The sequence below is a fragment of the Marinobacter sp. AC-23 genome (assembly GCF_001858325.1).
Lineage (GTDB): Bacteria > Pseudomonadota > Gammaproteobacteria > Pseudomonadales > Oleiphilaceae > Marinobacter.
The window spans coordinates 21,514-41,859 of the sequence record NZ_MBPP01000019.1; the positions used below are offsets into that span (position 1 = coordinate 21,514).

At 55.3% G+C, this 20,346-nt stretch carries 16 protein-coding genes and 3 pseudogenes; 5 read left to right on the forward strand and 14 right to left on the reverse strand.

The window, feature by feature from the left end; genetic code table 11:
• Nucleotides 1–2: 2 nt before the first annotated feature.
• Nucleotides 3–806, reverse strand: coding sequence for an alpha/beta fold hydrolase (locus BCA33_RS07400; RefSeq protein ID WP_071264649.1), 804 nt, complete (start codon nucleotides 804–806; stop codon nucleotides 3–5).
• A gap of 397 nt (nucleotides 807–1,203) precedes the next feature.
• Here BCA33_RS07400 and BCA33_RS07405 point away from each other — a divergent pair, with 397 nt between their 5' ends.
• The 3 genes and pseudogenes from BCA33_RS07405 to BCA33_RS07415 all read left to right on the forward strand — a co-directional run bounded on the left by BCA33_RS07405 (nucleotide 1,204) and on the right by BCA33_RS07415 (nucleotide 4,437).
• A complete protein-coding gene (locus tag BCA33_RS07405) occupies nucleotides 1,204–2,253 on the forward strand; it encodes an AraC family transcriptional regulator (protein ID WP_071264650.1) in 1,050 nt (349 codons plus the stop codon).
• Nucleotides 2,253–3,682 (forward strand): annotated as a pseudogene (gene cls / locus BCA33_RS07410) (cardiolipin synthase). Before BCA33_RS07405 ends, cls begins: the two are co-directional and overlap by 1 nt.
• A gap of 95 nt (nucleotides 3,683–3,777) precedes the next feature.
• Nucleotides 3,778–4,437: a GntR family transcriptional regulator gene (locus tag BCA33_RS07415; protein WP_071264652.1), complete on the forward strand. Its 660-nt coding sequence runs from the start codon at nucleotides 3,778–3,780 to the stop codon at nucleotides 4,435–4,437.
• Here the strand turns inward: BCA33_RS07415 and BCA33_RS21510 are convergent.
• From BCA33_RS21510 to BCA33_RS07425, 4 genes are all read right to left on the reverse strand, one after another.
• Nucleotides 4,434–4,853 carry a hypothetical protein gene (locus BCA33_RS21510; protein WP_254774245.1) on the reverse strand — a complete coding sequence of 140 codons (420 nt, stop codon included), beginning with the start codon at nucleotides 4,851–4,853 and terminating at the stop codon, nucleotides 4,434–4,436. The genes BCA33_RS07415 and BCA33_RS21510 overlap by 4 nt on opposite strands.
• 5 nt (nucleotides 4,854–4,858) lie before the next feature.
• Entirely contained in the window at nucleotides 4,859–5,323 is a 465-nt protein-coding gene (locus tag BCA33_RS21515; RefSeq protein ID WP_254774246.1) for a hypothetical protein, read from the reverse strand.
• Nucleotides 5,320–6,549, reverse strand: coding sequence for a patatin-like phospholipase family protein (locus tag BCA33_RS21520; RefSeq protein ID WP_254774247.1), 1,230 nt, complete (start codon nucleotides 6,547–6,549; stop codon nucleotides 5,320–5,322). The genes BCA33_RS21515 and BCA33_RS21520 overlap by 4 nt, the downstream gene beginning before the upstream one ends.
• Nucleotides 6,550–6,676: 127 nt before the next feature.
• Nucleotides 6,677–7,279 (reverse strand): hypothetical protein, encoded by a 603-nt coding sequence (locus BCA33_RS07425; protein WP_071264654.1) that lies wholly within the window; start codon nucleotides 7,277–7,279, stop codon nucleotides 6,677–6,679.
• A gap of 225 nt (nucleotides 7,280–7,504) precedes the next feature.
• Here BCA33_RS07425 and BCA33_RS07430 point away from each other — a divergent pair, with 225 nt between their 5' ends.
• On the forward strand, nucleotides 7,505–7,870 hold the full coding sequence (locus BCA33_RS07430) for a hypothetical protein (RefSeq protein WP_071264656.1): 366 nt from the start codon (nucleotides 7,505–7,507) through the stop codon (nucleotides 7,868–7,870).
• A 29-nt stretch (nucleotides 7,871–7,899) separates the two neighbouring features.
• Here BCA33_RS07430 and BCA33_RS07435 read toward each other — a convergent pair.
• From BCA33_RS07435 to BCA33_RS21525, 9 genes and pseudogenes are all read right to left on the reverse strand, one after another.
• A pseudogene (locus BCA33_RS07435) lies at nucleotides 7,900–10,682 on the reverse strand (transporter substrate-binding domain-containing protein).
• A 64-nt stretch (nucleotides 10,683–10,746) separates the two neighbouring features.
• Nucleotides 10,747–12,183: a GGDEF domain-containing protein gene (locus BCA33_RS07440; RefSeq protein WP_071264658.1), complete on the reverse strand. Its 1,437-nt coding sequence runs from the start codon at nucleotides 12,181–12,183 to the stop codon at nucleotides 10,747–10,749.
• Nucleotides 12,183–13,154 carry a tyrosine recombinase XerC gene (xerC, locus tag BCA33_RS07445; RefSeq protein ID WP_175469727.1) on the reverse strand — a complete coding sequence of 324 codons (972 nt, stop codon included), beginning with the start codon at nucleotides 13,152–13,154 and terminating at the stop codon, nucleotides 12,183–12,185. The genes BCA33_RS07440 and xerC overlap by 1 nt, the downstream gene beginning before the upstream one ends.
• A gap of 1 nt (nucleotide 13,155) precedes the next feature.
• A pseudogene (locus tag BCA33_RS07450) lies at nucleotides 13,156–13,901 on the reverse strand (DUF484 family protein).
• A 16-nt stretch (nucleotides 13,902–13,917) separates the two neighbouring features.
• Nucleotides 13,918–14,835 carry a diaminopimelate epimerase gene (gene dapF / locus BCA33_RS07455; protein WP_071264660.1) on the reverse strand — a complete coding sequence of 306 codons (918 nt, stop codon included), beginning with the start codon at nucleotides 14,833–14,835 and terminating at the stop codon, nucleotides 13,918–13,920.
• Between the two features lie 14 nt (nucleotides 14,836–14,849).
• Complete coding sequence (gene lysA, locus BCA33_RS07460) at nucleotides 14,850–16,100, reverse strand: diaminopimelate decarboxylase (protein ID WP_071264662.1); 1,251 nt, start codon at nucleotides 16,098–16,100, stop codon at nucleotides 14,850–14,852.
• A 41-nt stretch (nucleotides 16,101–16,141) separates the two neighbouring features.
• On the reverse strand, nucleotides 16,142–16,333 hold the full coding sequence (locus BCA33_RS20210; protein WP_139172939.1) for a lipoprotein: 192 nt from the start codon (nucleotides 16,331–16,333) through the stop codon (nucleotides 16,142–16,144).
• Between the two features lie 70 nt (nucleotides 16,334–16,403).
• Nucleotides 16,404–19,058, reverse strand: coding sequence for a class I adenylate cyclase (locus BCA33_RS07470; RefSeq protein ID WP_368087223.1), 2,655 nt, complete (start codon nucleotides 19,056–19,058; stop codon nucleotides 16,404–16,406).
• Nucleotides 19,043–19,273 (reverse strand): hypothetical protein, encoded by a 231-nt coding sequence (locus tag BCA33_RS21525; RefSeq protein WP_254774248.1) that lies wholly within the window; start codon nucleotides 19,271–19,273, stop codon nucleotides 19,043–19,045. Before BCA33_RS21525 ends, BCA33_RS07470 begins: the two co-directional genes overlap by 16 nt.
• A 118-nt stretch (nucleotides 19,274–19,391) precedes the next feature.
• Here BCA33_RS21525 and BCA33_RS21530 point away from each other — a divergent pair, with 118 nt between their 5' ends.
• Nucleotides 19,392–20,279 carry a PAS domain-containing protein gene (locus BCA33_RS21530; protein ID WP_254774249.1) on the forward strand — a complete coding sequence of 296 codons (888 nt, stop codon included), beginning with the start codon at nucleotides 19,392–19,394 and terminating at the stop codon, nucleotides 20,277–20,279.
• The last annotated feature ends 67 nt before the right edge of the window (nucleotides 20,280–20,346 follow it).

Here is a 20,346-nt window from a genome sequence, read left to right on the forward strand (position 1 = left end):
GCTTAGCCGCCATCCTGGCCTTTCAGAAACTGCTGGCACAACGCCACAAAGGTATCCGTTTTCTCAGCATGCAGCCAATGCCCAGCGCCTTCTATGATGCGCACCTTAGCTTCCGGGAACAGCCGGTCGATTTCTTCTCGGTGTTTTCCCTGAATATAGGCCGAATCGGCGCCCTTCAAAAACAACACCGGCCCCATATAGGGAGTACCGGCTTCTGGCGCGGCCGCCAGATTGGCGTAACAGGCGTCGATCGCCTCTAGGTTAAGCCGCCACCGATATACCGGGCCGTCTTTTGACTGTTTTTCATTCGGAATCCGTTCAAGGTTCATCAACAAAAACTGCCGAACTCCGGCTGCCTCGACAAACTCAGCCAACTGTTTATCGGCATCCCGGCGGGAGCGCACACCTGTAAGATCTACCTGCTTCATGCCTTCAAGGATAGCGTCGTGCCCAGCTTTGTAAGACACCGGCGCAATGTCCGCAACAATGAGTTTTTCAACACGCTCCGGTGCTTGTAGCGCAATCTGCATCGCAACCTTGCCGCCCATTGAGTGCCCCAGCAGGCAGGCCTTGTCTATTCCCTGCTCGTCCATATACGCAAGCACATCCTCCGCCATGGAGGGGTAATCCATTGTCTCTGTATGAAAAGAGCTACCGTGATTACGCAAGTCCAGGGCGTGTACCTGCCACTGTGTATGAAACTGCCGGGCAATAGCGCCCAGGTTTTCTTGTGCGCCAAACAAGCCGTGCAACAAGATAAGGGGGGCGCCTTCTCCTGTAATTCTGTGATTCAATATTGCGCTCATGGGCGGGCCGTCTCCGTTAGGAACTACAATGTTTAGATGCTGATACATTAACATTGCCAGTCGGGCGAGCAAGGGGAGGAATGCAGATGGGCGTTTCTTACAGGCAAAAAAAACCGGGCAGTGCCCGGTTTGAAGGTCATAGACTTCTTTGCTGAGCACTTAGCAGTAATAAATACCGCGCAGATATTCTGCAAGTGCCATTACATTTTTACGCTCAAGCTCAGTGCGCGGTACGAAAATATCCTGTGTCATAAAACACCTCCTGGTGCGTCTTCCATTACTTCAACCTGATGGTTAGATGCTATCGTTGTAGAAGACAGAACCCGTTGACAGACTGTCCCACTCGTTTGACATTTTGTATCAGCATCCATGACAACTCGTTAATGAGCCGATTAATGTGACCTCTGCGACTACGGACACCAAAAAGACGCCTTTCGTTGCTGCGTCCAGCACGCTGGCACTGGTTCATTACCTGCACCATCAGGGTGTTCTGGATAGGCAACGCGTTGAGCAACTTACCGGCCTGGACATTTCAACGCTTGAGGACCCCGATAGACGCGTACCGGCCCACGCGCATTACCAGCTATGGGATCACGCCGAAAAAGTAACCGGCGACCCAGCGGTAGGTCTGAACGCAGGCCAGGTTATTGATCCAGATAGAATGGGGCTGGTGGGGCACGTATTCTTCAATTGCGACACTCTGGGCGAAGCAGTAACCCAGTATGTGCGCTTACACAGCCTGATCAACGAATCGGTGAGCCTGAGTTTTGAGCAGATTGGCGAACACGCCATTCTAACCTGGCAGGCGGACTCACCACAGCACTACTGCCGTCAGGACATGGACCGCACACTTGCCGCTGCCTTGTGCAGAACCCGACATTTTATCTATTCCGGAATACACGCTGAGTGGGCAGAAGTTGCTCATACGCGCCCGGATTATGCCGACAAATATGAAAAACTACTGGGAGGGCCGGTGACCTTTGGCGCGCCTGCCACACGGCTGGCCTTCAACATACGCCACATGAGCCATCCGATTCCACACCGCAACCCTTATGTGTATTCCGCCGTTTTGAAGCAGGTCAACGGACTGCTGGCGCGCATACAGACACGGCGATCGTTCGGCCGAAAAATCCGCAGATTGATATCGCGTCAGATGTCGACCGACAAAATTGACGCAGACACTCTGGCCAAACAGTGCCATATGAGCCGTCAGACGTTGTACCGGAGGCTTAAAAAAGAAGGGCTTGGTTTTCATGAGCTTGTGGAGCAAGTACGTAAGGATAAGGCGATGCGCTACGTCGCATCTGATCACTACGCCCTGGGGGAAATCGCCTTTCTTCTGGGATTCTCTGAACTGAGCGCATTCAGCCGCGCGTTCAAACGCTGGACCGGCACTGCCCCCGCCCAGTACCGCGCCCAGCACCTCAGCCAGGAAACGGACGAATGATGCCAGACACATCGTTACTAGCCATCGCTGTCAGCCTGCTTTATCTGGGCTCGGCTGCCTGCATTTATCGCATTCTCCTGACCTACCGCACTACCCAAGGCGCCATCGCCTGGATTATCAGTTTGCTCGGCCTGCCTTATGTTGCCGTGCCGCTGTTCCTGGTCTTCGGCCGCTCACGCTTTGGTGGATATATCAAAGCGCGACGCATGGGGGATCAATCTCTTACGGCCCTCCTTAACCGCTTTGAACAGCAGACCACATCTCTCTCCATGCCCGACCAACAACAGCTTGATAAAGAGCTTCAGGTTCTTTGCAAGCTCGGGCGCCAGCCTTCACCGAGGGCAACAAGTGCACGTTGCTACGGGATGGAGAGGCGACGTTTGACGCTTTGATCAGGGCCATGGAGAACGCAACGTCTTATATCCTTCTTGAGTTCTACATCATACGTTCAGACAAGATTGGCCAACGCATCAAGACAATTCTTGAGCAAAAGCTCTCAGAAGGTGTGCAGGTATGGTTTCTGTACGATGACGTAGGCAGCGTCGGGCTGCCCCGGGCCTACCTGACAGAGTTGGCAAAAGCCGGCGCCAAGGTTGCCTCTTTTGGCGATGGCAACATCCGGCGCCGCCGGTTTCAGATCAACTTCCGCAACCACCGAAAGCTGCTGGTCTGCGACGGCAAGATTGGTTTTGTCGGCGGCATCAATCTGGGCGACGAATACCTGGGCACCGCAATAGATCAGGAGCCTTGGCGGGATACCCATTGCCGAATAGAAGGCCCGGCCGTTACAGGGCTCCAGCTTGCCTGGCTGGAAGACTGGAACTGGGCCAGCAATCAATTCCCGGACTTGGATTGGGCCCCGAAAGACAAGGTACGAGGTGATGAGCGCGTTCTTGTACTACCAACAGGCCCAGCAGATACCTGGGAAACCTGCACACTGTTTTTCCTGAATTGCATCAATAATGCACAGTCCCGCATTTGGATTGCTTCACCGTATTTTGTTCCGGACGTTCAGATTGTGAACGCGCTGCAGTTGGCGGCACTTCGCGGAGTGGACGTGAGAATCATGATTCCGGAAAAGTCAGACAGTTTGCTTGTTCGCCTTGCCGCGTATTCCTATTTGGTGCAAGCCAGCCAAGCTGGCATTGGCATTTATCGTTACCAGCCTGGTTTTATGCATCAGAAGGTTGTGTTGGTAGATGATCACTATGCCGCTGTAGGCACTGCAAATCTGGATAACCGCTCCATGCGCCTGAACTTCGAGATTATCGCGATAGTCACCTCAGAACCTTTTGTTTCCGAAGTGGATACCATGCTTACAGAAGACCTTTCCCATTGCCGGAAAATGACGGAGGAGGACTATGAAGGGCGCTCCATTATGTTCCGGCTAACCTGCCGCGCAGTTCGCCTGCTGGCCCCTCTACTGTAATCTAGCTTCGAGTGCTGTGGCACGCTGGCTCAGCAACCGGTGAATATGCGACTATTCTTCCTCATGCAGTCAACCCAGCCCAGTGAACATCATCCATGAAGGCTTTCAAACCCAAAGTAACACTGACCGAACAGGTCGCCCGCCATATCGAAAACCTGATTGTTTTCGGCCAGCTTGATTCCGGTGAGCGAATTTACGAAGCCGCCATGGCGAAGCAAATGGAAGTCAGCAACGGCTCCATTCGGGAAGGCCTTTTGCTTCTCGAAAAGCGCCATTTAGTGAACAACGTTGCCCGCAAAGGCGCATTTGTTACCGACCTTGATGATTATTTTGTGCGCAGCCTTTACGAGACACTGGAGCTATATCTCACCCACACAGGCCGCAAACTTGCCAGACAATGGCGGCCTGAAGATCTGGAGCGACTGGAACACCTGTACCAACAGATGGAAGATCACTTCAATAAAAATGACCTGATGGCGTTTCTGGATCTGGGGATTGAATACACCAAGGCTTCCTTGGCCTATGCCGATAATTATTTTATTGTCGCAGCAATCGATGATCTGTGGCCCTCAGCAAGGCGTTGCGCCTTCGTCGCCTTCAAGCGCGGTGGCAAGCGTGTACTGGAAGACAACTTGGCGCACATGCGGGAGTCCATTGGCGCAATCAGGGACAGGGACGAAGACAAGCTGGCCTCACTTCTGCATCGCTATGCTATTCAGCAATGCCAGCAAGTACGTGAAGCCGCAACACCCTAATAGAACAACTGAGTGAACGAGAAACCAATATTCAAGTAGGCTACCCAGTTGTCTTGGTTGTTATAGGCAGTTGCAATCTGCACCGGACCCAAAAAAGTATCCAGGCCGGCAAACACACTCCAGGATTTCACGGAGCGATTCCAGCCGGCTTCACTGAGTGATTCCCAAGCGTTTCCTGCCTCTAACCCCATACCTGCAAACCATGGCGTTATAGGCCCCCCAAATGCCTGGCTGGCATAAACCGACGCCATACCCGCACTATTGCCAGTGATCTGACCAGGTGCATACGCAGACAGGCGCCGAAAACCTCCAAGACGAATTGCATTTTCAATCCCCGGTTCGCCCCGGGTGACGGTATGGGCAAAAAGCAGCCCCGTGAGGGTAAAACCTTTCCAGCTGCCCGTGCCGAGCGCCATTCCGGTTACCGAATCGAAATGCCGGTCAGAACCCAGGTCTTCTCGCTCGACACGCCCCCGGATTCCGGCAAATGCTCCGCCGCGGGGGAAGAACGCATCATCCAGGGAGTCGTGCACCAATTGCAGATTGACGTTGCCTGATGCACCGCGTCCTCGGGCACGGCGGCCGCACCAAGCTGCTGGTCCACGGTGGCGTACCCTCGGACATATTCAAACCTCACCTCGGCATTACCGCCCAACTCCATACCCAAGCCAAGGTCAACCTGGCGGAACGTCACGTCTAGCTCAGCAACACGCTCACCTTCGGTATCATAGAGGCTGAATGTATCTTGTGAATACTGCGCTCCCGCCACCAAAAACCGCTCGTACCCGTAATCAAGCGGCTGATACCACTGTGTGCGAACACGTGGTTCCGTGCCAAGCTGCACACCCGTTTGCCACTCGGCGCCCAGTTCATTAAGCTCGGTCATGCGTAGGAAGATGCAAGATTGAAGCGCGTATCACCATCAAAATTATCCTCGTAGTTCAGGCCAAATGATAAATAATTAGGCCCCCAACTTTTTTCCTGAACCTCAATGGTGAGCTGCGTTCCATCCTCGGATGGCGTCTGGGAATAGGACACAATTTCGTAATAACCAAGCCCGTATATGCGCTTTAGATCTGCTTCCAGTGCGTTCACATCCAGAGGCTCGCCGATTTTTTGTCGTATCCGCTCCCGAAGAAACTCCCGGCCCAGGCGGCGTTTATGCTTTACCTCAATGCCGGCGACAACACCTGCACTTGGGGTCGCAGCGGCCAACCTTGACCGGTATGCCTGCCAAGCCTCGTTCGCTACCGTCAGGGAATTCAGCTCTACCGCATGAGCTCGGGCGCCGCTGGCCCCAAGCTCAAATAATACTGGCGCGTTATAGAAATCTGCAGAGCTTTGGCCTTCAAGATCCGGCCGGATGAGCACATCCCTGTCGCCGAGCAAATCCAATTGTTGCTCCGTATTACGCCGGGTCATGATCGTAGTCAGCTGGCCGAATATGGAGAACGCCTCTCGCAGATTATCGGGGCCCAACAATGCGTCGGTAATATCAACCGCAATAATAACGTCGGCCCCCATATCACGGGCGACACTGACCGGCAGGTTAGCCGCAACTCCGCCATCAACCAGCAAACGGCCATTCAGCTTCACCGGAGCATACACTCCGGGGATACTCATGCTTGCGCGTACGGCGGTCGCAACATTGCCACTGCCAAGCACCACCAGGCGCCCAGTTTCCAGATCGGTCGCAACCGCGCGAAAGGGGATGGGAAGGCGGTCGAAATCTTCAACCAAGGCAACGTTATGGGTGAGTTCGTTTAGAATAAAACCAAGATTCTGACCGGCGATAATGCCGGCACCCAAGTGCAGACCCTCCAGACTAACGCCGAGGCCCGGTGTTACCGGGTATCTCCACTCGCCCTGCTTGCGGCGCAATGGCTTGTAGGCCCGACCTGGGTCGTCCCGAAAGCTCGACAGCCAGTCCATCTCGATAAACCGGCGCTCAATCTCCGCGACTGACATGCCAGAAGCATAGAGTGCGGCCACCGCTGAGCCGGCGCTGGTGCCCACCACCATATCCACCGGGATATTCATTTCTTCCAACACCCGAAGCACGCCTACGTGGGCCATACCTTTGGCGCCGCCACCGCTGAGTACAAGCCCCACCCGAGGACGATCCGTTGGAGTATCACTGGCCGCTGCAGCGAGTGGTATGAAGAATGCTATAGCCAGACAGGCGAGAATTAATACCGAAAGCCGTTTCAAAACCTGATAAACCCCACACACTCCACGCTCACTGTTTTTTTGACTCGTTATCTGCCAACGAAAGATGCGACACATCCGGCACCACATGCGGTGGCAGGTCGCGCTCGATGCCTATATCACTTCCGGCGGGCGCCAAAGTCCAGTCATCAAGGTGCTGGAACATAGGTGGCGGTGCTTCCCCTGGCTCTGCGAGCGTTACACCAACGGGGTCAAGCCCAAGCGTTGACCCTGCGAGAATGTCATCTACCTTATCGCCAGCCACCGTTAAACGATCACCCGGCTCAACTCCCGGTGCGCCGGTGCTGTGTTGCGGATTCGCAGTGGCGGAGACCGGCTTCACAGGCTCAGGTATCGCGCTGGCAGGCGTGGCGGCTGGCGCTGGCTTTGTTTGGTTATGGGCCGCATTGCCAGACATGGGCTGAACATAGGCAACCATGCCGTGCTTTTTCAGCACCGCCCTATACTTTTCTGCCTGCTCTTCATCCAGTTTATTCCGGATCACCACTGGACTACCGCTGAACATGCGCTCAATTTGCTCAACACTGGCTTTAAACAGCGCCCGGGCATTGCTCCGTGCTGTTGCCATATCTGTACCTGGGGCACACTCACCCTTGAATACGAGCTGAAACATGGGCAACTCTCCTACCGTCGATTTCGTTTCATGATAGTTGATAGGGTACCGCCAGGGGAGCCCTTGCGCTCAAAACACACCTGCTAATTAATGCAAACTGCAAACAATTGAAAAAAATCGGCCAGCCTTCGCGCAAAAGTTGACAGTCTTTGCAATAATCAACCGTAACGAACCATTACAATCTGTTACACTCAATCCGGAACGCTTTTCCGGGGAGCCCACATCATGAACATCCAGAATCTGACCTTTGCGGCAGCCGTGGTTTCACTGCTTGCTGCACCAGCCGCTCAGGCAGAGAATCTGGACATAGTAATGAGCCAGGTATTCGCCCAGGATCACGCTACTTACATCGGATATGAAAGCGTTGAGCGTGAAGACATTCCTGTCACTTCGGTTCTTGAGCGCAAGTACCTGATCGTAGACTTTCGCCTTGCAGCCAGCCAGCAAGCCTCCGAGAAGCTCCAGGCCAGCGTTCACAAAGTATGTATGGCCTTGCTAAAAGACCGCGAACTGGTTCGCAGCTTGTCTGACTCGGGCTACGACATGGTTTCTGTGGCCTTTGATCGTCGCTCTCAGTTCGACTGTTTGTAAATCTGCCATACATCGGTCAGCAAGACTGCTTACTCCTCTCGCCCCAGCAGTTTCGGAAACGCTTCAAGCGCACCGTTGACCGCATCCAGATTAAACGCCTCTACATCAGCCATCAGTTTCTCACCGTAGCGAGTCACCGATCGGGAACGATAACGTTGTCCCCACTCCAACACACGATGGGCAAACTCCCGCATTTCTTCCGGGTCGCCACTCTCCCGCACAGCTTCCCATTCGTCGCCAAAATCGGCCGTTAGCTGTTCTCTCAGCCAGCCTCGCTCCTGAATGCTCAGAGTCTGTGCCAGCAGCCGTTCAGATTCCTTGGTCTCGCCACCGTCCTCGGCCTGCTCGCCCGTTGCCACAACGTTAGGCAACGTGAGGGTAAAAATGGATCCACGCCCTGGCTCACTTTCCACCTTCAACTCGCCGCCCATCATTTGCGCCAATTTACGGCTAATAGCCAGACCAAGACCTGTGCCTCCGTAACGGCGGGTGTTCTGTCCCTCTTGCTGCTCGAATGCATCAAAAATGCGATCGCGCTGATCCGTGGGGATCCCTATCCCGGAATCCTCTACCTTAACCATAAGCCTATAGCTCTGATGCTCTGATACGTCCTCGGTTGCGCCTTTTACCGGCAGCACGGTTGCTCTCACTGCAACTCCGCCTTCATGAGTGAACTTGATGGCGTTTCCTACAAGATTAAACAACACCTGCCGGAAACGGGTTTCGTCCAACATCATGGCAACAGGCATATCAGAACCCACGCTGACCTCCAGGGTAATCCCCTGCTCCCGCGCTCGCAGATCAAAGATGTGGCGAACATCATCGAGCAGTCGGCGCACGGATACCGGCGAGTAGTCCAGCCGCATTTTCCCGGCCTCTATGCGGGAGAGGTCAAGGATATCGTTGATCAGCATCAGCAGGCTGCGGCTTCCCGCTCGAATGGCATCCAGATAGTTGCGCTGCTGCGGGTCTGTCACACTGTTGCTCAGCAAATCACTGTAGCCAATCACGGCGTTCATGGGTGTGCGAATTTCATGAGACATATTCGCTAAAAATTCGCTCTTGGTTCGGCTGGCAGCCTCTGCCTCTCGGGCCAGCCGCTCCGCTTCCAGCTTGGCAGCCCTCAGCTCGTCCTCACTCCGGCGCAGCGCATTTTCAGAACGGATACGCTCGTCCACCTCCCGCGATAGCTTACGGTTCCAATATAGGAAAATGAGCACGACCACAAGGGCGATCAGAACAACCCGCCGCACCACGGTGTAGTCGGCTTCTTGCTCAATATCGAGATGAATCCAGCGGTTATATATAGCTTCGGTATCGGCAGGCTTCAGGCTACCAAGGGCCTTGTTCAGTATACGGTGAAGTTCCGGGCTGTCTTTACGAACCGCGAGCCGGAGATCGTATTGATAAGGTGTGATACTGGTGATTCTCAGATTAGAAAGCCCAAGCCGGGCAACGGTATAGCTAACCGCTGGAATGTGGGTCACCATGACATCGAGATCGCCATTGGAAAGCGCCAACAGTCCATCCTCTACCGTGGCCACCGGGTAAAGATCCAGGTTCGGATGGTTGATAAGCAGGTAATCGTGAGCAGCATGCCGGTTGACCACACCGACACGCTCACTGCGCAGCTCCCTCAAGTCTCCGATAAAGCGCCCATCATCCCGAATGGCCAGGGCAATCGGCACGTTCACGTAGGCCCGGGTAAACAAAAACGAGTCTTCAGTTCGGGGTGTGCGCGACAGTCCGGGCAAAATATCCACCTCCCCGGAAACAAGGGCCTGTTCTGCAACCACGCGGTTTTTCAAAATCTTGTTTTCAAACCGCGCACCAAGCTGGCTTTCCAGGCGCGCAACAAGATCGGGTACCAGGCCGGTGGCTCGGCCATCCTGTTCGTATTCAAACGGTGGCCAATCAGAGCGATAACCAACCTTGAGAGCGGAATGGCGCTTAAGCCAGTCAACATCAGAGGCCGAGAGCTCTACGCCATTTTGTTCCAGCGCGGAAAGATCCACCTCAAGCCACGATTGCCGGATAACCCGGTGCTCGTTATGGCTTATCGCATCCACGGTTTGATCCAGAACCTAAATAGGGGCTCGTCGCTCTCATCAACCTGAAGTACCACGTCCACTGACTTTTGATCCAGCAACACCGACAAACCAATACCGTTGATCATGGCTGACTGAAGGTAGTCGGAAACTACCGGTACCGGGCCAAGAAACGCATCCGCCTGGCCAGATAGTACTTGGCTAACAGCCTCGCCCAGGCTCTGCACCGGCACAGGCGTAAAGCTCTCAACAGAGTCAAGCATGCTGTATTGGTTGGGGTCGCCCTCCAAAACAGCTATACGGCTGCCTTCCAGATCTGTCAGCGAACGGATTGAGGAATCTCCCGCGCTGATAAACAGACCATAAGTGAGTGTCATCAACGGGCTGGTAAAGCGCGTGCCAGCAGGCACAGGTGTGCCCGGCAGCCTGGTGGTCAAAAGCGCATCAATTACAGGTTCATCGAGCACCGGCCCGGCATTGGAGGCCGAGCTGATTACCACAGGCTCAATCAGGAGGCCAAGCTTGTCTGAAAGCCGGGCAAGATAGTCAACGTAAGTGCCTTCCAGATTTCCGTTCCCAGTATCAAACACCAGCGGTACCTGGCCTGCGCGCACACCCACTCGCAGCACTTCTTGCTCACTGACCCAGCGTAAGTCCTTGCTCCCTAGGACCGGTGCTGGCGATGCCTGGGGAGGGTCTGCCAGTGCCGGGGATGGACACACCAATAACAGCCAGCAGGATAGAAACAGGAGTATGGCCTTCACTACTATAGCCTCAGACGTTGCGCTTCATTTTTGGATAAATACGTGGGTACGTGCAGACCGCCTACTAGACAGCTGGCTGACCAATTCTTACGCAGTTACGACCCGCATCCTTGGCAACATAAAGCGCACGATCGGCCCGCTCGAAAACCAGCTCTTCAGTATCCCCCGGAGTAAAGGCGGCGAGACCGGCAGAGTAGGTAATAGTTACAGGTTCGCCTCCGAAATGGAACGGCAGCGCACTGATGTGCGTTCGAAGTTTGTCCATTACTGCTTTGGCGTCCTCGGGCGAAGTCTCAGGGAACAGCAGCACAAACTCCTCGCCGCCATAACGGGCAACAAAGTCGGTGTTACGCAAACGGGTCATGAGCTCCTTGGCCACAAGCTGAAGCACCCTGTCACCCGCTTTATGTCCATAGGAATCGTTTACACGTTTAAAAAGATCGATATCCAGAACGCCAACAGTCAGCGGGTACTGATAACGCTTCCACCGATTAAACTCGAAAGACAAGCGCTCCTGCCAGCCTTCGCGATTGGGCAGCTGGGTAAGCAGGTCTGTCATGGCTCGTTCGCGCTCTTTGCGAACCTGCCCTTGCATTTGTTCCGAGTGCGCCTCCATAACCGCCACTTTTTCCTGCATGGATTTCAGCTGCTCACAGAGCATTTGCTCCCGTTCCGCCTCCTCAAGCCGGAAACGGCCAACTGCCTGGCCAATATATTCCAAGTGACTACTGACGGACCGCTTCAGCCCATGAATATCGTCCATGGCATCAATGTGCAGGCTAACCTGCTCGATTTCTTCACGGATATTCCGGTCCAGAGTTTCTGCTGCGTCCTCGCGGCCAGTCTGCGCCGAGCACTGTACTAAAAAGTGCTCTTGCAGTACCTGAAGACGCTCATCGAGGCGTATTAGAAAAGCCTCGAACTCCCTCTGACTACGAGTAACGGCGACAACAACCAAGTCGGCGACCTGATTTAGTCCGTCCCGCAATTCATCCCAATTGTCGCTGGCCAGGAGAGCCTTCTGAAGGCTTCTCGCCTGCCTTTCAGCGCCTGCCTCCAGGGAAACCTGACCAAGCAAGTGGCCCAGGAGGTGCCCAACCCGCCGAGCAATCCAGAGCCGCTGGCTGTGGTGGCTTTCAACAGCCACGCTATCTAGCGCACCGGCTTTATCTGCGGCCTCTGGTTCCGCGCGGGTACCGGCAGGGGGCCAAGGGTGATTCTGGTCACTACGGGCAGGCGCTTCATCCAGAAGGGCGACCTGGCGGTCGATCTGCTCCTGCAGCTCCCGCCAGCTCTTCACATCAACCTTTCTCTTGCGTAAGTCGGATCGAACACGGTCAAGCAGGCGATCCAGCTCGGGTGCCTGACCTTCAGAGGCGAGACTGGTTCGCACCAGCATACGTTCCAGCGAATTACGTTCAGCCTTCCACTGCTCTTCACGCTGTTCCGCAGACTCAAGTTCCTGGAAGTATTTTTCTTTCCAGGTTTGATCCGATGACATTAAGCACTTCCTTCTTGTTCGGAGTTTTGCTCGTCGTTACGCGGATTTTGCCGGCGCGCCCTCGGGTGGCTTTGGTCATACACCCGAGCCAAATGCTGAAAATCGAGATGAGTATAGATCTGTGTGGTGGCTATGTCCGCATGGCCCAGCAACTCCTGAACCGCTCGCAAATCGCCGCTGGACTCGAGCATATGACTGGCAAACGAATGCCGCAACATGTGCGGGTGAAGCTTCTGATCGGCCCCCTTAACAACCCCCCAACGGCTCAACCGAGCCTGAACGCTGCGATGGCTAAGACGGTCTCCACGGCGGCTTACAAACAAGGCCCCCTCGGCCTCCGGTGCCAGCTCTGCGCGAATGGGCAGCCACTGAGCTATGGCCTTCAGCGCTTTACGGCCTACAGGAAGTATGCGTGTTTTGCTTCCTTTACCCACAACCCGTGCTTCACCAGCTTCGCTATCAACTGCATTGAGATCCAGGCTGGCCAGTTCCGCCAGGCGCAAGCCAGATGAGTACATTAATTCAAACATGCACCTGTCGCGCACTTCCAGGGGGTCATCCGGTGAGGCATCGAGAAGATAATTGAGTTGATCCACATCGGCTACGCCAGGCAGGCGCCGGCCGCTTTTTGGCGCGCGAATGTCCAATGCTGGGTTATCCGTGGCCTGTCGCTCCCGCAACAGATACTGATAAAAGCGTCTTGTTGCCGACAGATGCCGGGCAATACTGCGACCGCCTAACCCTTGGCGACTGAGGTTTGCAACATAGCGGCGCAGATCATAGCCACTAACGGCCCGCCACTGGGCAATGTGTTGATCTACAAGCCAAGCCGCAAGCCGATTTAGATCACGATGATAGCTTTCGCAGGTTCGGGGTGAGTGGCGTTTTTCCGATGCCAGGTGCTGTATAAAGCCTGCCATATGCCCGCTCAGCTCATCCGTCAATTGAGCTGGCACGGACGCAACGGTCATTTTAGCGCGACTCAGCCGCAAGATCGGCTACCGGAACAGCCGAGGTGTGGCGCCGAATCATGGGCGGCAATAGCCGGCTTAGCGTGTCGCTGATGTAGCTGAGAAACAGCGACCCCATGCTCTGATCAAAGTAGCCAGGCTGACAACTGCCAACTGCGAAAACCCCTACCAGATCATCGTGGCGCAACGGTACCAGGCAACCGACGCAATGGGCACATCCCGACCCGGGAACAAGAATGCCCGCTCACTCTCACGGAACTGTCCACACACCGCTTTGCTGCCTTCCAAAAGGTTACCAAGGCGGTCATGAGCCTCCGAAGGGCTCACAACATGAAGCGCTCCCTGGGAACTGCCGGCCACCTCTGCATCGGTAAACAGGATCACCGATGCCGCGTCCAACCCGAAATCGCCGCGAATACTGTCATCAATGGCGGATGCCATATCCATAAGATTGCGAGCTTCGATGACTTGCATCAGTAGCCGTTTGCTCTTTTCGAACAGGCGATCGTTGTGGCGGGCAATGGACACCAGCTCAACCAGTTCATGGCGGAGCGTGTCACGCTGCTCGCGGAACAGGTGTACCTGGCGCTCAACCAAGGAAATGGCCCGGCCACTGTCATGGGGTAGGGTCAGGCTACGCAGAAGCTCATCCTGATCGACAAAAAAGTCAGGATTGCTTTTCAGGTACTCAGCCACCGCTTCCCGGGTGAGCTCGCCGGCCTTCTGGTGGGCCGTTTGGTCTGTCATCGTGCTCTCCTGGCTGTCAGATCCGTTGCTTATGTGGGCGACTGGTTTTTCTTCGCCGGCTACCACTTGAATCACCGGGCAGTCTCAACTGCCCCTCAAATACACTTGTGGCAGGCCCTTCCATCATAACAGGCGACCCTTCACCCTGCCATTCAATGACCAACCGGCCCCCTCGCAAGTCCACTTCCACACGTTTGTCGAGAAAGCCGCGCAATTGTCCGGCGACTACCGCCGCGCAGGCACCACTTCCACAGGCAAGGGTTTCGCCCGAGCCGCGTTCATACACCCTGAGGCGCGCATGGTTCCGGCTGATTATCTGCAAAAAACCGATATTGGCCCGTGATGGAAATCGCGGATGGCATTCCAGACGCGGCCCAAGCTCTGCAACCGGCGCTGTATCCACGTCCTCAACGACAATAACCGCATGGGGGTTGCCCATCGAAACCGCGCTGAGCTCAACCGTTTCAGCGCCTGCTTCTACGGTATACACATTTTTGCGGCATTCTGCCGCAAAAGGAATGGCAGACGGGTTTAGCTCAGGCACCCCCATATTGACCATTACCACACTGTCTTTGACCATCCGCAACTCAATCACTCCTCCGGCGGTCTGGACACGTATGATCTTTTTATTCGTGAGGCGCTGGTCGCGCACGAACTTTGCGAAGCACCGGGCGCCATTGCCACACTGCTCGACTTCAGAACCGTCGGCATTGAATATCCGGTAACGGAAATCCACATCGGGCAGCCCCGGGGGCTCAACTACCAGCAACTGATCAAAACCGATACCCATGTTGCGATCCGCCAGTTCCCGAATCATTTCCGGGCGCAGCCGAAATGGCTGACTGATGGCATCAACCACCATAAAGTCGTTGCCCAGTCCGTGCATTTTGCTGAACCGGAGCAGTGGCCCCTGATTATGGCGCGGCTGGCTCATCTCGTGCCCTCCACTCATTCCGACAGGCAGTTTTCTGGAGCAAGCTGATCCTCAATTGTCTCGCGATGGCGGACAATGTGCACCTGGTCGCCATCAACCATCAGTTCTGGCGGACGATTACGGGTATTGTAATTGGAGCTCATCACAAAACCATAAGCCCCCGCGGAGCGCACCGCCAAGAGATCCCCTGCTTTGAGCTGGAGTGGCCTGTCTTTGCCCAGAAAATCCCCGGTTTCGCATACTGGGCCAACCAAATCCCAGATTTTTTCTTCTGCATCCTGATGAGGCTGCACGGGTACAATGGCCTGCCAAGCGCTATACAATGCCGGGCGAATCAAATCGTTCATGGCGGCGTCGATGATCGCGAAATTACGATGCTCGGTGCACTTCAGGAACTCCACCCGGGTAATCAGTATGCCGGCATTGGCCGCAATAGAGCGACCCGGTTCAAGGATCAGCTCCAGCTTCCGGTCGCCAATGCGCTCATCCAGAGCCTTAACATATTCAGACGGCTCAGGCGGCTGTTCATCATTGTAAGTTACGCCCAAACCACCACCCATATCCAAGTGCCGGATGTGAATGCCGTTGTCCGCAAGCGCGTCAATCAGTTCCAGCACGCGATCCAGCGTATCCAAAAATGGAGTCACCGACGTAAGCTGCGAACCAATGTGACAATCCACACCTTTGACATCCAAGTTTGGCAGTGTTGCAGCCCGGGCGTAGACAGCCAGTGCTTCTGCTATATCAATCCCAAACTTGTTCTCTTTCAAGCCCGTAGAAATGTAAGGGTGGGTTCCTGCGTCGACATCCGGGTTCACACGCAGAGAAACCGCGGCTTTAACCCCTAGCTCTCCAGCCACCGCGTTAAGCCGATCCAGCTCGGTGTCGGACTCCACGTTAAAACAGCGAACGCCGGCTTCCAGAGCCCGGCGCATCTCCCATTCCTGTTTACCCACGCCAGAAAACACAACCTTGCCAGCATCGCCTCCTGCTCGAAGAACCCGCTCCAGTTCGCCGGCAGAAACTATGTCAAAACCGGCACCCAGACGCGCCAGCACATTCAGAACGGCCAAATTGCTGTTAGCTTTGACGGCGTAACATACAAGGAGCGGGCGATCTGTCAGTGCCTCATCGTAGGCCCGGTAATGGCGCTCCAGAGTCGCCCGGGAATATACGTAAGCCGGCGTACCAAAGCGCTCTGCAATGGTGGAGACAGGCACGTCTTCTGCGTAAAGCTCGCCGTTGCGGTAGTTAAAATGATCCATTTGGTTCCTGAGTCGTTTAGCGGTGGCGGGTATACGCGGGACTATTCAGCACTTGCATCAGCATTCCCGTTGCGGTCGTCCGGACGCTCACTTTGTGTTCCGGCGCTGGCTGGCTGCCCTGCGGGCCTGGACGAGGCTTGCGGATTCTCCCGGTATAACGGCCCTTTCTGGCCGCAGCCACCAAGTGCAGCCGCCATAACCAGAATCACGATCGGCAGTGTCCACGCGCGCATACTTACCACCTCTGAGTTCATAATGGCCAAAGTATACCTGACCCGCCCACCGCACGGCGAGGCCGGCGGGTTATCGAAATGCCTCCAGCTCACGGTTAAGCGCATCCTCCAGAGCGGAGCGGTAATAGAGGTACTGGCTGGTCTGTATATCCTGCTGATACACCCTTGAATCCAGGTCGTGGGGCAGATGCACATCCGTGAGATAGACCAGATAGCCATCACGGCTCTGTCGCAGTGAGTGGATGTAGTGAGCAACAGCCGGAATCAACTGATCACCATACTGCAGCACCGTAAATTCTTGCTCGCCACAGAACAGATCAAAACGAACCCGGCTATCACCCTCCTGAATACCTACAGCTTGCACCTCAAACCCTGGCAAAGGCACCCCGGCATCCGTTTGTGGTCGGTACTCCGGACGCCAGAGCCCGTCAGTTACAGCCATTTCGTAACATCGCACGCCCGCCAGCGCCACGGGTACCTCGCTAAAGCGCAAGGTGCGGCGCTCTATCAAGTTATCAAGAAAGCGCAACAGAGGCGCCAGCAAGTATCGGCGGCTGGTAACAGGCTGACTCCATCCGAACAGCGAACCCCGTTCATCAATCACCAAAACCTGCGCTCGCTCGCCACGAACCGTATAAAACACCTGAATACTATTGGGTTCACTGGTCTGGCAGGCTGCACGCACGGCCGGCTCGTCTAACAATGCATAACGGTCGAAAACCACAGGTAGATAAGCGCCCCGGGACTGGGCCAGGCACTCCATTAAGGCCGCCCGGCTTTCCAAAGCAATAAAGCCAGGTTCCGTGCCACTAAACTCCAACAGGAAGTAACGGCGATCCATTTCTATTACATAACGCAGGGGGTGCGGGCCGGAGCCACCCGCAAAGAACTGGCGCAACACATCCGTAAACAGCTCCTGCACACGCCGGGCGATAGCGCCGCCGTGCCCCCGGTTGTGGCTGTGCACCTCAACACTTGGAATTGTACGGGGGTTGAGCGCAACCGATGCGAGCACATTCTTCAAACACTGTATCAGTGTGTCTCCCGATGCATAATGCTGAAGGCTCACCTCATGCCAACTGTTCACGCTGACCTGATCGATGGTAACAACCAGATTCTCTCGCCCGCCGCTGAAACCCAGCGAATCGTGCCGGGCGCTCAGCTTGTGCAACCCTCGCTCTGTAAGATGCGACTGCGGATCAACGCCTACATTGATGAACAAAAGGTTGCGCAGAGGGCGAATACCAAGAGCAAGCGCTTCTCGCTCTGCCGGTGCCACAGGAACCCGCACAAATCCGGCAAGTGCATCCAGCATTTCCCGCAGTTCACTGATAGAGGCACCGCCCTGCCCAGAGCGAACATTCAGGCGAGTGGAGCGGGTCAGCAAGCCGTTGCAGTAGCACCAGACAACCAATTCAGCCAGATTTCCAGAGCGGCGAATAACCGGTTGCCAGAAGGCATCCGAGGGGTCTTCCAGATCCCGGTACAAGAGCCAGCCATCTCCGCCCCCACCTTGTTCTGATTGATGATGAAAGGCTAAATTCTCCTCTGCCAGCGAAGGTGCAAGCCCCGGATTAACCTGCTCAACCTTGCCAGCCTTGCGTTGAAACGCTGCGTAGAGTTTACGGCCCAGCAGGTTGATGTCGTTTGCGTTTATCGCTGACTGTTCGCCGTGATCCCGGGCCATTTTCGACAACAATCGATAGCTGTGGGTAAGCTCCGACACCACCGCGCGGCGCAGGGAAGACACTTCCTCTGCGCGCCAGAGCTGACGGTTATCCAGCGCCTCCATTTGCTTTTTCTGCCAGCCCCAGCCAGTCACAAGGCTTCGGAGCAGTCGGGCCCGCCAAAACTCCCCACCTTGCTCACCCGCCGCTCCAGTGCGAGTCAGCGGTAACCCGGCCTTGATATACAAGCTGCGACGCACCAGATCCAGCCTGGCCCCAGCCCCCGACGCTGCAAGCCACTGCTCAAGCCTCTGATAGAGCATCACATACGGATCCAGAACATCCACATCCGTCACACCGCTGAACACTGCTTGCTTGAACACCCGTGACAGCACCGGCTGTTCTTGAGTCTGCGCGTAACATTCGATAAGAAAAATCTTCAGAATCGACTTCCAAGGCGCATCAATAGCCTTATAGAGCTGCCAAATACCCGCGCCCAAAAACTCTTCGGCCGGTATAGCCGGCACGGCGCCGAAATCGATATATTCGTCGTCGCGAATAAATCGGCAATCCACCAGGCGGTTTACACACTCTCGATAGCGACCTTCCTGTTCCGATGGGACGAGCCACCACAGCGGGTAGCACCCGCCTAAGTGGATTCCGGTGCGGTAAAACTCATCTAAAAGCAGGTAATGCTGGGCACTTCCACAATTTTCGCCGTTCACCTCTGCACGCTGCCGACCATCCCGCCAGTCGGCTGCAGAGAACACAAACACATGCAGTTCAATGCCAAAAGAAGACGCCCACTCTGTCAACCTCTGCGCCTTACGCTCAAGGTGCCTGACTCCCAGCTCCTGAAGATCGTCCCGATGACACAACCACACATCCAGATCACTGGCGACAGAATGTCCCAATGTGCCGGGGCTACCCATCAGAAAAAGTGCCTCTATGTCCGCCCGGCGCTTGCCTTCGTCTCGTATGCTAAAGGTGCGCGCCAGCCGCCGTGCGGCACTTGTAGCTGCCGAATCTGGTTGATAGTGACTCAGGCCATAAGGCAGCCCGCATCCAGATAGCCGGGCAAGGCCGGGTGGTTGGTGTGAAAGGCCAGAGGCAGAATTTCCAACACCACTTGCTGCCGATAGGTGAGCGACGAGTGTGCTCTTTCCCAGCGCTGGCAGTTCACCACAAGAAACCTATCCCGCAATCGGCGCAGGGTTTTGCGATCAATACCCTCTTCAAAATCCAGGGCAATCGGTGAGGCGTGAGTGGTCACGGTAGCTCCCGGGGAGAGGTTCTTTCCGGTTTAATTATCAGTATGATGAACTCATCGTGGCAAAACCGTTAGAAGAATAAAAGCGGAATACGCTTCAGAAAACCCGAGGTCCTGCCCAGTGAAAGAGTTTGTCATACAGCGTTATCGTGCCGACACACCCTCCGGCGCCGGTCGCCAAACCCTGTTGCGTATTGACGACGAAGGCAAGGTGTTATTCGCTGACAATAACGCCGAGACTGTACTCGGTTACGATGCCAGTGATCTGGAAGGCATTATGGTGCATCAGGTTCTGGCCTCAAGAGAGGACGACCCTTTTGCACCAGTGAACCGGCACCGCATAGAAAACGGCCAGACTGTGTTGGTCACTTTCCGCCACAAAGAAGGCTTTTTCTATACAGCAAGCCTTTCATTACGTGTCAGCATGCGCGATTCAGACGAAGCCGCCAACGCCCACATTACACAACAGGAAAACTCCGAGATAGACCCTCGCCTGCTGCGCTCTGCTGAAAGCGCCGCAGGTTTCGGGGTCTGGGAGCTGGATATCGCCAGCAACCAAATTACCTGGACAGAAGGCGTATACCGAATACTGGAACTAAGGCCAGGTGCAGATATTACGCCTGAACAGGCACTGTTTTACTGCCAAAGAGGCCAGGGACGTATTCGGGCTCTGTTTCGCAGGTCTGCGCATACAGGTGCACCTTTTACTATCGAGCTGGATCTACTCACGGCAAAGAGCAAAAAGATCCGCGCAACCCTGAACGGCCGCGCTCTCAAAACAGGTGGCAGGGTACGCAAACTCGGTGGCACTCTGGTTGACCGCACAGGCGAAATGCATCGTGACCAGGCCCGCACAAGGGCTGAAAAAATCCTGAGCGCCACCACGGCAGCCAGCCCTGGCCTGGTAGCCGCCGTAGATAAAAACCTTAATTTGCTACACTTCAACGCGCCCTACGCCAGGTTATTCGCCAGCATCTTCGGCGCAACGCCCCGGGTGGTGACAACCTGAGCCGGCTACTGGAAAAACACCCAAATGAACGGCACCTCGCCGAACAGCTCTGGCAACGAGCCTTCGA

What these genes read in the sequence shown, in the direction of transcription:
- BCA33_RS07400 (WP_071264649.1), bottom strand. Translation starts at nt 806, where the DNA reads ATGAGCGCAATATTGAATCACAGAATTACAGGAGAAGGCGCCCCCCTT.
- BCA33_RS07415 (WP_071264652.1), top strand. Translation starts at nt 3,778, where the DNA reads ATGAAGGCTTTCAAACCCAAAGTAACACTGACCGAACAGGTCGCCCGC.
- BCA33_RS21510 (WP_254774245.1), bottom strand. Translation starts at nt 4,853, where the DNA reads ATGGCGCTCGGCACGGGCAGCTGGAAAGGTTTTACCCTCACGGGGCTG.
- BCA33_RS21515 (WP_254774246.1), bottom strand. Translation starts at nt 5,323, where the DNA reads ATGACCGAGCTTAATGAACTGGGCGCCGAGTGGCAAACGGGTGTGCAG.
- BCA33_RS07425 (WP_071264654.1), bottom strand. Translation starts at nt 7,279, where the DNA reads ATGTTTCAGCTCGTATTCAAGGGTGAGTGTGCCCCAGGTACAGATATG.
- BCA33_RS07430 (WP_071264656.1), top strand. Translation starts at nt 7,505, where the DNA reads ATGAACATCCAGAATCTGACCTTTGCGGCAGCCGTGGTTTCACTGCTT.
- BCA33_RS07440 (WP_071264658.1), bottom strand. Translation starts at nt 12,183, where the DNA reads ATGTCATCGGATCAAACCTGGAAAGAAAAATACTTCCAGGAACTTGAG.
- xerC (WP_175469727.1), bottom strand. Translation starts at nt 13,154, where the DNA reads ATGACCGTTGCGTCCGTGCCAGCTCAATTGACGGATGAGCTGAGCGGG.
- dapF (WP_071264660.1), bottom strand. Translation starts at nt 14,835, where the DNA reads ATGAGCCAGCCGCGCCATAATCAGGGGCCACTGCTCCGGTTCAGCAAA.
- lysA (WP_071264662.1), bottom strand. Translation starts at nt 16,100, where the DNA reads ATGGATCATTTTAACTACCGCAACGGCGAGCTTTACGCAGAAGACGTG.
- BCA33_RS20210 (WP_139172939.1), bottom strand. Translation starts at nt 16,333, where the DNA reads ATGCGCGCGTGGACACTGCCGATCGTGATTCTGGTTATGGCGGCTGCA.